At 53.0% G+C, this 10,413-nt stretch carries 8 protein-coding genes and 1 CRISPR repeat array; of the genes, 6 read left to right on the top strand and 2 right to left on the bottom strand.

Annotated elements, in window-relative coordinates; translation table 11 throughout:
* Nucleotides 1-37: 37 nt before the first annotated feature.
* Nucleotides 38-360: direct repeats of the CRISPR family, unit length 37 nt; unit sequence GTCGCCCCGCAGAAGCCCGCGGGGCGCGGATTGAAAC.
* 158 nt (nucleotides 361-518) lie between these two features.
* Nucleotides 519-2,543 carry an excinuclease ABC subunit UvrB gene (gene uvrB / locus NZM04_06645; GenBank protein ID MCS7063705.1) on the top strand — a complete coding sequence of 675 codons (2,025 nt, stop codon included), beginning with the start codon at nucleotides 519-521 and terminating at the stop codon, nucleotides 2,541-2,543.
* Between the two features lie 219 nt (nucleotides 2,544-2,762).
* On the opposite strand, the gene NZM04_06640 is transcribed toward uvrB, so the two are convergent.
* On the bottom strand, nucleotides 2,763-3,599 hold the full coding sequence (locus NZM04_06640; protein MCS7063704.1) for an N-acetylmuramoyl-L-alanine amidase: 837 nt from the start codon (nucleotides 3,597-3,599) through the stop codon (nucleotides 2,763-2,765).
* 90 nt (nucleotides 3,600-3,689) lie between these two features.
* Here NZM04_06640 and folE2 point away from each other — a divergent pair, with 90 nt between their 5' ends.
* The 5 genes from folE2 to cysC all read left to right on the top strand — a co-directional run bounded on the left by folE2 (nucleotide 3,690) and on the right by cysC (nucleotide 9,018).
* Nucleotides 3,690-4,493 carry a GTP cyclohydrolase FolE2 gene (folE2, locus tag NZM04_06635; GenBank protein MCS7063703.1) on the top strand — a complete coding sequence of 268 codons (804 nt, stop codon included), beginning with the start codon at nucleotides 3,690-3,692 and terminating at the stop codon, nucleotides 4,491-4,493.
* Between the two features lie 28 nt (nucleotides 4,494-4,521).
* Nucleotides 4,522-5,631, top strand: a complete 1,110-nt coding sequence (locus NZM04_06630; GenBank protein ID MCS7063702.1) for a glycosyltransferase — start codon at nucleotides 4,522-4,524, stop codon at nucleotides 5,629-5,631.
* A gap of 33 nt (nucleotides 5,632-5,664) precedes the next feature.
* Entirely contained in the window at nucleotides 5,665-6,201 is a 537-nt protein-coding gene (locus tag NZM04_06625) for a WbuC family cupin fold metalloprotein (GenBank protein ID MCS7063701.1), read from the top strand.
* A 73-nt stretch (nucleotides 6,202-6,274) separates the two neighbouring features.
* A complete protein-coding gene (locus NZM04_06620) occupies nucleotides 6,275-7,114 on the top strand; it encodes a sulfate adenylyltransferase subunit 2 (protein MCS7063700.1) in 840 nt (279 codons plus the stop codon).
* A 5-nt stretch (nucleotides 7,115-7,119) separates the two neighbouring features.
* Nucleotides 7,120-9,018, top strand: a complete 1,899-nt coding sequence (gene cysC / locus NZM04_06615) for an adenylyl-sulfate kinase (protein ID MCS7063699.1) — start codon at nucleotides 7,120-7,122, stop codon at nucleotides 9,016-9,018.
* Nucleotides 9,019-9,030: 12 nt separating this feature from the next.
* Here the strand turns inward: cysC and NZM04_06610 are convergent, their stop codons facing one another.
* Nucleotides 9,031-10,401, bottom strand: coding sequence for a tetratricopeptide repeat protein (locus NZM04_06610; protein ID MCS7063698.1), 1,371 nt, complete (start codon nucleotides 10,399-10,401; stop codon nucleotides 9,031-9,033).
* Between the last annotated feature and the right edge of the window lie 12 nt (nucleotides 10,402-10,413).

Raw genomic sequence — 10,413 nt, 5'->3', positions numbered from 1 at the left:
AAACTGAGCTACATTATTTTTCATATTACTTTTTTTCGTCGCCCCGCAGAAGCCCGCGGGGCGCGGATTGAAACGGAAATGGAGAAGTATCGGGCAGCTCGGGAGGAGGTCGCCCCGCAGAAGCCCGCGGGGCGCGGATTGAAACCAGATAAATATTGAATATATTCTGTTGAATGTGGTCGCCCCGCAGAAGCCCGCGGGGCGCGGATTGAAACGGGACCTCATCGAGGTGGAACACTCTACATATTAGAGTCGCCCCGCAGAAGCCCGCGGGGCGCGGATTGAAACTCGTATGTGCCCGCCGGGGCGCGCACCTCTATGACGTCGCCCCGCGGAAGCCCGTGGGGCGGCTATTTTCCTTTGGGCGCCGGTGGAACGCCGCCCTCCAAGGGGATTGTGCCGTTTGGAGGGTGGCGGTCTGGGGAGAGGTGGGTTGGGAGTTAGAAGGCTGTGGGTTAACGTGTTGTTGTGTGGGGGGCTTGCGGGGGTGGGGTGGGGGTGGTAGTGTGGGGGGTTTGATGTTTAGGTTGTGTGCTCCGTATTCTCCTGCTGGGGATCAGCCGCAGGCGATTGAGGCTTTGGTGCGGCGGATTGAGGAGGGGTGTCGGCATAATGTTTTGCTGGGTGTGACGGGGTCTGGGAAGACGTTTACGATTGCGAATGTGATTGCGCGGGTGAATCGGCCGACGTTGGTGGTGTCGCATAATAAGACGTTGGCGGCGCAGTTGTATTCGGAGTTTAAGCAGTTTTTTCCTGAGAATGCGGTGGAGTATTTTGTGTCGTATTTTGATTATTATCAGCCGGAGGCGTATTTGCCGGCGACGGATACGTATATTGAGAAGGATTCGGCGATTAATGAGGAGATTGATCGGTTGCGGTCGGCGGCGACGGCGTCGCTTTTGACGCGGCGGGATACGATAGTGGTGGCGTCGGTGTCGTGTATATATGGGTTGGGGTCGCCGGAGGATTATTTGAGTATGATTTGTAGTTTGGAGGTGGGGCAGGGGTTGTCGCGGGAGGCGTTTTTGGGGAAGTTGGTGGAGATGCAGTATGAGCGGAATGATGTGGAGTTGGGGCGTGGGAGGTTTCGGGTGCGTGGGGATGTGGTGGAGGTGTTGCCGGCTACGATGGAGGTGGGGTTGCGGGTGGAGTTTTTTGGGGATGAGGTGGAGCGGTTGGCGGAGTTTGATCCGGTGACGGGGGGGACGGTGAGGGGGCTTGGGCGGTTTGTGTTGTTTCCGGCGAGTCATTATGTGACGCCGCGGGAGAAGATACGGCGGGCGATTGGGGCGATTCGGGAGGAGTTGGATGAGCGGGTGGCGGAGTTGGAGCGAGCGGGGAAGTTGGTGGAGGCGCAGCGGTTGCGGTTGCGGACGAATTATGATTTGGAGCAGCTTGAGGAGATGGGGTATTGTAATGGGATAGAGAATTATTCGCGGCATTTGGCTGGGCGGGCGCCGGGGTCGCGGCCGTTTACGTTGTTGGATTTTTTTCCTGAGGATGCGTTGGTGGTGGTGGATGAGTCGCATGCGACGTTGCCGCAGATACAGGGGATGTATAATGGGGATCGGGCGCGGAAGGTGACGTTGGTGGAGCATGGGTTTCGGTTGCCTTCGGCGTTGGATAATCGGCCGTTGCGGTATGAGGAGTTTCAGGCGTTGTGTGGGGCGCGGATATACGTTTCGGCGACGCCTGGGCCGATGGAGTTGGAGTTGAGTGGGGGGCAGGTGGTGGAGCAGATTATCCGGCCGACGGGGCTTTTGGATCCGGAGATTGTGGTGCGGCCGTTGAGGGGGCAGGTGGATGATATTGTGGCGGAGGCGCGGGAGACGGTGGAGCGGGGGGATCGGGTGTTGATTTTGACGTTGACAAAGCGGACGGCGGAGGATTTAGCGGATTATTTGCGGGATTTGAAGTTTCGGGTGCGGTATTTGCATTCGGAGATTGATACGATCGAGCGGGTGGAGATTTTGCGGGATCTGCGGCAGGGGAGGTTTGATGTGTTGGTGGGGATCAATTTGCTCCGGGAAGGGCTGGATTTGCCGGAGGTGGCGCTGGTGGGGATCTTGGATGCAGATAAGGAGGGGTATCTGCGGTCGGAGCGGTCGTTGATTCAGACGGCGGGGCGGGCGGCGCGGCATTTGCAGGGGCGCGTGATCTTGTATGCGGATAAGATGACGCCGGCGATACGGCGGTTGATCGAGGTGACGGCGTATCGGCGCGAGAAGCAGGCTGCTTATAATGCTGCGCATGGGGTGAAACCGCGGGCAGTGCGACGAACGATCGAGGAGAGCTTGAGGACTTATTCGGGGAGTGAGGAGGAGGCGGTGGCCGTGGTGGGGGAGCCAGATGGGCCGCGGGATTTGGAGAAGTTGATTGCGGAGCTCGAGGCGGAGATGAAGGCGGCGGCGAAGAAATTGCTCTATGAGAAGGCTGCGCTGATTCGGGATCAAATCTTGGAGCTGCGGGCACAGATGTCGGTGGAGAGAAAGGAGAGTGGAAGGGTGGCAAGAGGCACGGCGGCGGCGCGGAGGGGGAAGTAGTCTGGGTGAGGGAAAGGGGGTAGTTTCTGGGATGGGGGTGGGGGATTGCGCGGGGGATGGGGCGTTTAGGTTGGGGTTGTGGATCGAGAGATGAGGTGGGGTGGGTGGGGGGTGTTTTTATTCACTTTTTGGTTTGGTCGGCGTGGTGAAAGTTCATACGAGGCAAGGGTGGGGTGTGGGAGTTTTCAAATTGCTCTGAGGCGGGATTGAGGCTGTGGTTTAGTTGAAAAGGCGATGGAATGCGCGCAAGGGAAAATAGCGCCCGGGACAATCGGTGGGGCGTGCGTTGATTTCGCGATGTCCGCGGAATATGAGGCGTCGGCCGCAGCGTTGGTTGAGGTAACGGATGAGTTCGGTGGTGGCGGCGATTTGGCGTTTGGTGGGGGCGTGGCGGTTGAAGTTGCCGATCAGGCAAATTCCGATGCTGATCTCGTTTAGGCGATCATCGTAGAGGTGGCCTCCTGCGATTTGATGGACCCAACGGTGGCCAACTTCGATTTGGCCGTCTCTGCTTTGTCGTCCATTTCCGATCACGAAATGATAAGCTAGTCCGTTTTCCATTCCGATGCGTCGGTGGTAACTGTCCATAATTTTTGCGTTGCCTGAAGAGGCGCCGCTGTGGTGGACGACCACGTATTTCCATCGCCCGCGCTTTACTCGCGGGATCTCCATCAGATGGATAATCGGCCGTAAGAAAGATGAAATTCTTTTTGAGCTAGGATTGAGTGGTGGGGTTTCTTTGGTGTGTGGAAGGGTAGGGGTATGAGGAGGTAGATAGCCGTTTTGGATTGCGCTCTCATCGGATGCCGAGGTGGATTTTTGAGGGGTAGGGATACGTAAGCGCTGTCCGATCTGCAATCGAGTTGGGTTGCGGATTTGGTTTTCTGCCATCAACTCCCGCGGCGAAATGCCATAGTATCGCGCTATTTGATACAAGGTCTCTCCTCGACGCACGACATGATAATCAGGCGGTTGTGTTTGAGCTATCAATGAGCCTCCGAAGGCGCTCCACATTCCAATAAGGAAAATATGCAACCAAAGACTGCGCGCCCTCATGACTTGTCGAGAAACAAGCTAAGAAAACGTCCGTTTCCGCCAAGGCAAAACGCTTAGCGTTTTTGCTTTTTTGTTGTAGCTTGTAACACGATGAGTAAGGACAATGCTGCCAACTGTATGCTGGCAGATCGCCAGAATGAGCGCGACTATCGAGAAATCGCTATCGATCGTGTGGGCATCAAGGATTTGCTTTATCCGATCGCCGTGCGGGATCTTTCTCAGGTGATCCAACACACTGTAGCTCGCGTCGAAATGACCGTCGATCTTCCGCATCATTACAAAGGCACACACATGAGCCGTTTTGTTGAAATCCTTCACAGCCATGGACGCGAGATCCAGGCTGATCAACTCTTTCCGATTGTGCACTCTCTGCGCACACGGCTTGATGCCTCAGCGGCGCACCTTATTTTGGATTTTCCCTACTTTATCGAAAAGAAAGCACCCGTAACGGAATCGCGGGGCTTAGTGGATTATGGGGTGACTTTCGTGGTCACCCACGAAGACGGACGTGATGATTTCGTTTTAAAGATCCGCGTGCCGCTCACCACTCTCTGCCCCTGCTCGAAAGCTATCAGTGCATACGGCGCCCACAATCAACGTGGCTACGTGACGGTAGCTATTCGCTCTCGCGCGACAGTCTGGATCGAGGAATTAGTCAAATGGGTGGAGTCTTGCGGCAGCGCGGAGGTGTTTTCACTTCTGAAGCGTGCTGACGAAAAACGAGTCACTGAGCTTGCCTACGATCATCCAGTCTTCGTCGAGGATCTAGTAAGAAATGTCGCGCTAAAGCTCAATAGTGAACCTCGCGTGACTGCATATCAAATCGAAGCCGAAAATATCGAAAGCATCCACAACCACTCCGCCTACGCTCTTGTGAAGAAGGCTTGGTATTGATCCCGCTGAGCTGATAGATTGTAAATGCATGAGGCGTTGGAAAATAGTCCACACCGAGGCATCCGAGGGCTGGGGAGGACAGGAGATCCGTGTCCTAGCCGAAGCCATGTGGTTTCGTGAGCATGGACACACCGTATTTCTAGTGGCGCCATCTCATTCTCAGATCTTTGCTCGCGCTCGTGCAGAGAGGTTTGAAGTTTTCCCGATAGGTTTTCAGAAGCGCGATCAAATTGCCGATGTTACGCAGCTCGCCCGAGTTTTTTTACAGACAAGACCGGACATCGTTTGCACTCACAGCAGCGTGGATAGTTGGGTTGGGCTGTCTGCAGCAATGGTTGCACGTAGTCCATTACGTGTGCGGTATCGCCACGTCAGCACTCCGATCGCAAAGAATCCACAGAACATGTTGCTCTATCGCTACATGACCCACTTAACGATCACGACGAGCTCGAGAATAGCCGAAGAAATCAAGTCCCGTTTCCAACTCCCTATCGACCGCGTATGCAACGTCCCCACTGGAATACAACCGCCACAAAGCCTACTCGATCGCGAGACGGCACGCCGAAATTTAGCTCTGGAGCTCAACCTCCCTCAACATACCCGCTTCATAGGTCAAGTTTCCGTGCTGAGAAGCTGGAAAGGGCATCGTCTACTCATGTCTGCATTTGATCGCCTCGCAGAAAATTTCCCGAATCTACATCTTGTGCTTGTAGGAACAGGCCCTGGCGAGCCACATTTGAAGCGCGACCGCGAGATGCTCGCATGCAAAGACCGCATACACCTCCTCGGGCATCGTGACGCCCCTTGGAATTACTTTCGCGCGATGGATCTCTGCATCCTCGCTAGCACCAGCGGTGAAGGAGTTCCCCAGTCGATACTCCAAGCTATGGCCGCAGGCACACCAGTCATTGCTACGCGAGTCGGCGGCATTCCAGAAGCCCTCAATCAAGGAATGTATGGCGAGCTCATTCCACCGCATTCAGTAGAAGCCTTAATTGCCGCGATAGAGAAATGCCTTCGACACTACGACGCTTGCATCGCCCGCGCTGAAAAAGCTGAACTCTTTGTGAAAACACATCACACAATCGATCAGATGGGCAACAAAATTTTACAACTCTTCAACTATCACCTCTCCTAGCGCCTCAGACCCTTCCATAAGAATATTATGAACATGCCTTTTCCTCTCTCTATCGAATCTCCTACCTCTCCTTTTCTAAGTCTCCAAGACCCATCGATGCAAAAGATATGGCAACGTGCACTGGCCTTATCACATCAATCTCCCCGTCACCGCATCATGTGGCCCCTGCAACGCCGGCCTACTGACACCGTGCAGCGCCTACTAAACTTCATTCAACCGTCCGCCTATTTCCGCCCGCATCGCCACCCTCAACCTGCTGCGACTGAGCTGATCTACCTTATACAAGGATCTCTCAGCGTTTTTATTTTTAACGATGACGGCACTATCCTTCACCATGTGGTCCTTTCCCCACACTCTCCTCTCCATGCCCTTGCAGACATCGACGCAGGACTTTGGCACACCATCTTGGCTCATGAAAAAGACACCGTCATCCTAGAGATCAAACGCGGACCTTACGACCCAGCCCTAGACAAAATTTTTGCGCCGTGGGCTCCAGAAGAAACTCTCAACCCACACCACTACGCTGATTATCAAGCAATGCTCAGAAAAACTCCCGTCACCTCTTCGTGAATCGGCATCATTTCAGCATTGAGAGCTGACGCCGTTGCATGCTAATACAAACCTTCTTATTTCATTAGCGAAAATGGATCATCTCGACCGCCTCGAATCTCAGTCTATCTACATTTTCCGTGAAGCCTTCTACGCCTTTGAACGTATCGCCCTCCCCTGGAGCATGGGCAAAGATTCCAACGTCCTCATCTGGCTCGCAAAAAAAGCCTTTTGCACCAAAATCCCCTTCCCGATCCTTCACATTGATACCACCTACGAATTTCCAGAGATGCTCGAATTTCGCGACTGGGCGAAAAACTACTACGACCTCGACCTCATCGTCTGGATAAACGAAGCTGCACGCCGCGGCGATCCCCCATACTCTTCCCCGATCGGTTATGAAACGCACGACCCAGTCACCGTCACACACGAGCTCAAGACCGTCGCCCTACAACAAGCCATGGCAAAGTATCAATGGGACGCTTTGATTACCGGCATTCGCCGCGACGAAGATCCCACGCGCGCAAAAGAGCGTTACTTCTCGCCTCGCACTGCCCAATTCGAATGGGACTACAAAGATCAACCCCCGGAATTTTGGAACCAATTCACCACTCAAGTAGGCCCAGGCGAGCATGTGCGCGTCCAACCGCTGCTGGATTGGACTGAGCTAGATATCTGGCTCTACATAAAACGCGAAAAAATCCCCATCCCCAAAATGTATTTTGCTCGCCCCGATCCGCAGACCGGAAAAATGATGCGGTTTCGCTCCCTAGGATGCTGGCCGATCACGAAACCAGTCGAAAGTTCCGCAACCACAATCGATGACATTATCGAAGAACTTCGCACCACCAAGACTTCTGAACGAGCTGGTCGTGCTCAAGATCATCACGAGCGAAACGCCATGCAAAAGCTCCGCGCAAAAGGATTCATGTAGTCGCTATGTCTTCCACCGCTCCTTCTCGAGAAAAACTGCGCATTGTCATTGTCGGCCACGTAGATCACGGCAAATCTACGCTAATCGGTCGCCTTCTATTCGATACCGGCTCAGTTCCCGAAGGCAAATATGAACAGCTCAAAGCCGCTGCTGAAGCTGAAGGAATGGATTTCGAATACGCCTTCCTACTCGACGCGCTGCTTGAAGAGCAGGAGCAAAACATCACCATCGACACCACCCAGATTCCCTTTCGCACCGCCACCCGCGACTACGTCATCATTGACGCCCCTGGCCACAAAGAGTTCTTGAAAAACATGATCACAGGCGCAGCAAGCGCCGACGCCGCAATCCTCTTGATCGCCGCCAATGAAGGCATCCAAGAGCAGTCTCGTCGGCATGGTTATCTCCTTTCTCTGCTAGGTATCCGCCAAATTATCGTCGCGGTAAATAAAATGGATACCGTTCACTACGACCAAAAAACCTTTGAGCAAATTCAAAAGGAATACACAGACTTTTTGAAAGAACTCAATATCACCCCGACTTACTTTATCCCCATATCCGCACGCTACGGAGTCAATATCACCCACTCCGCACGAGATCTGATGCCGTGGTGCACTGCTCCAGCCATCCTTGAAGCTCTTGCGCAATTCACGCCTCCTTCAGCTCGCCACGATATGCCGTTGCGATTGCCGGTCCAGGATGTCTATCGATTCGACGACCGCCGCATCATCGCCGGCCGCATCGAGGCTGGGACCCTTCGCGTCGGAGACGAGATAGAGTTTCTCCCAGATGGTAAACGGTCGCGCGTGAAATCCTTTGAGACCTGGCCCATCCCTCAAGAGCCGATCCTCCAAGCAGAGGCAGGGCGTTCCGTCGCTATTACTCTCACCGAACAAATCTTCATTCGCCGAGGACACATTGCCCAAAAACCCCAGAGCGGTTGCATAGAAACTCATGAATTCCGTGCAAACGTCTTCTGGATCGCCTCAGAGCCTCTACGCGTCGGCTCCCGTTTCAAGCTACGCCTCACCACCCAAGAAGTCGAAGCCTCCCTCATTACACTCCATCGAGTGATTGATACCGCTACCCTAGTCGCTCCACCGCATAGCCCTGATTTCATTGGCAAAAACGAAGTGGGCGAAGTGACCCTGCGCACTCGATCTCCGATAGCTCTAGATCTAGCCAGTTTCCTACCAGAAACCGGGCGATTTGTGATCATCGGCTCAAATGGAATTGCTGCCGGCGGCGGCATTGTGCTCCACGCCAAGCCTGAAGAAAGACGCTCCAGTGAAAACATCGTCTGGGCTGACGGCGGCGTAAGCCGAGAAATGCGAGAGGCCAGAAATTTACATCGCGGCGCTGTCTTATGGTTCACAGGCCTCTCCGGCAGCGGCAAGACGACATTGGCTGTTGCACTAGAACGAGATCTTTTTCGACGCGGCTACCAAACTTTCATTTTGGATGGAGACAATTTGCGTTTCGGACTTAACCGTGACTTAGATTTTTCACCCGCAGCACGCTCAGAAAACATTCGACGCGCCTCCGAAGTCGCTAAACTAATGGCTGAAGCTGGCCTGATCGTCATCACTTCTTTCATCTCTCCCTACCGACTCGATCGAGAACGAGCTCGAGCCATCATCACAGAGACCAAAATCCCATTCATCGAAATCTACATCAACGCCCCACTAGAAGTTTGCCAAAAAAGAGATCCAAAAGGCCTCTATGCCAAAGCGCTAGCTGGCGAGATCAAGAATTTTACCGGCATCTCTGCCCCTTATGAACCGCCAGAAAACCCCGAAATCGAGATCCGCACCGATCTCCTCAGCCCAGAAAAAGCACTCGACCTCTTACTCGATCGCATCCTCCCTCAGCTTCAATTAAAAGAACCCGAGACTTCGATCTGAAAGGCCAGCCTTCTACGACTGTTGATAAGACTTTTCAACAAGATCCGCAACATCCCGATACGACATATCCACTTCATAGATAAGCTTGAGCCGCTCAATAGCAGCATCTTTTTGGCCTAGTGAAAAAAGCACTTGGGCGAGATTGTAGAGTATCTCCTTTTTAAGGTCGTCCATGATCGGGATCTCATCGGCAGCAGTTTGAAGTTGCTTCACAGCAAGATCATTCATTCCAAGATGGTGGTAAGCTTGCCCGATAAGATTCATCGCACGTAAACGAACGGAGGGTTGTCTCATCCCAAGCTGCAATTCTCGCAAAGCCTCACGGTATTGGCCTGCCCGATAAAGCGCCTCACCAAGCTCAAATCGAAATTGGTTATCATTCGGATACTTTGCAACGCGCTGGCGGCACTGCTCCAGGTGTAGTTGGGCTTTGCGTTGAAGTAAGGCTTCGCGTTCGGCGCTCTGTTCTCCGCTCAAAGTCTTGAGTTGCTCATCAATCATTTCAAGCTCTATATCACTGATTGCTTTCTCAATCACTGGATCTGCGCGTCCAGACAATTCATACGCATAACGATACCACTCCAATGCCGTAGTAAGGTCTCCACGTTGACGACAGAGCTGCGCAATCTGCTTGGCTATAGGAATATTGTTAGGTTCTGCTTGGAGACGCGCATAAAGCGTGTTGATTTGTTCAAGAATCGCCTCTTCACTTTTGACGACTTTTGAGGCCTGTTCAAGTAGGGCTGCTTGTTCTTGGTCTTTAATCAGACTTCGATAGTCTTGTGCTTGTTCCCACCCACCACTCTTAGAAGTGATGCTAGCCGTAACGTTTTTCAATAAGCTCAGCGCTTCACCATTCGTTGGATCGATCTGAACGAGTCTCTCCAGTGTCATCCGCGCTTTCTCGAGTTCGCCCAAATCCTTGTAGGTTAGCGCCAACTTATAGAGGTTATCGGTGTCGTTAGGCTTAGCGTCTCGCAAGGTTTCATAAGCCAATGCTGTCATTTCCTTTAGGCCTTCTTGTATGCCGATTTCCGCAAGCAACGAATTCGCCCTTTGATTATGCGGCTCGAGAGCCAAAGCCTCTTCCAATGTTTTTAATGCTTCTTTTGGATTTCTTTTGGCTTCTGCGGCAGCTTTCACGAGAAGCGCGCTCACCTTTACGCTATTCATCTGCCGCGTAAGAGGACTGAGGGTCTTATACTTAGCAATACACAATGCACGTAGCTCTCTGCGGCCTTCGATAAATTCAGGTTCAGTGGCCAATATGTTTTGATATAGAGCTATGGCATAATCATAATTTTGTGCCTGCTTTGCAATGCGGATGCGCTGCAACAGTTGCGCGTTAGTGCTGTTAAGTTGTGCTTCCGTCTTGGCTTGCATAAATCAGCATGA

This window comes from Candidatus Methylacidiphilales bacterium, assembly GCA_025056655.1.
In the GTDB taxonomy this organism is placed as follows: domain Bacteria; phylum Verrucomicrobiota; class Verrucomicrobiia; order Methylacidiphilales; family JANWVL01; genus JANWVL01.
Note: the sequence above shows the minus strand (reverse complement) of the source record. Positions and strands in the feature narration are given on the sequence as shown.

Coding starts and splice junctions, on each gene's coding strand:
- NZM04_06630 (MCS7063702.1), top strand. CDS start 4,522: ATGAGGCGTTGGAAAATAGTCCACACCGAGGCATCCGAGGGCTGGGGA.
- NZM04_06625 (MCS7063701.1), top strand. CDS start 5,665: ATGCCTTTTCCTCTCTCTATCGAATCTCCTACCTCTCCTTTTCTAAGT.
- NZM04_06610 (MCS7063698.1), bottom strand. CDS start 10,401: ATGCAAGCCAAGACGGAAGCACAACTTAACAGCACTAACGCGCAACTG.
- NZM04_06620 (MCS7063700.1), top strand. CDS start 6,275: ATGGATCATCTCGACCGCCTCGAATCTCAGTCTATCTACATTTTCCGT.
- folE2 (MCS7063703.1), top strand. CDS start 3,690: ATGAGTAAGGACAATGCTGCCAACTGTATGCTGGCAGATCGCCAGAAT.
- NZM04_06640 (MCS7063704.1), bottom strand. CDS start 3,599: ATGAGGGCGCGCAGTCTTTGGTTGCATATTTTCCTTATTGGAATGTGG.
- cysC (MCS7063699.1), top strand. CDS start 7,120: ATGTCTTCCACCGCTCCTTCTCGAGAAAAACTGCGCATTGTCATTGTC.
- uvrB (MCS7063705.1), top strand. CDS start 519: ATGTTTAGGTTGTGTGCTCCGTATTCTCCTGCTGGGGATCAGCCGCAG.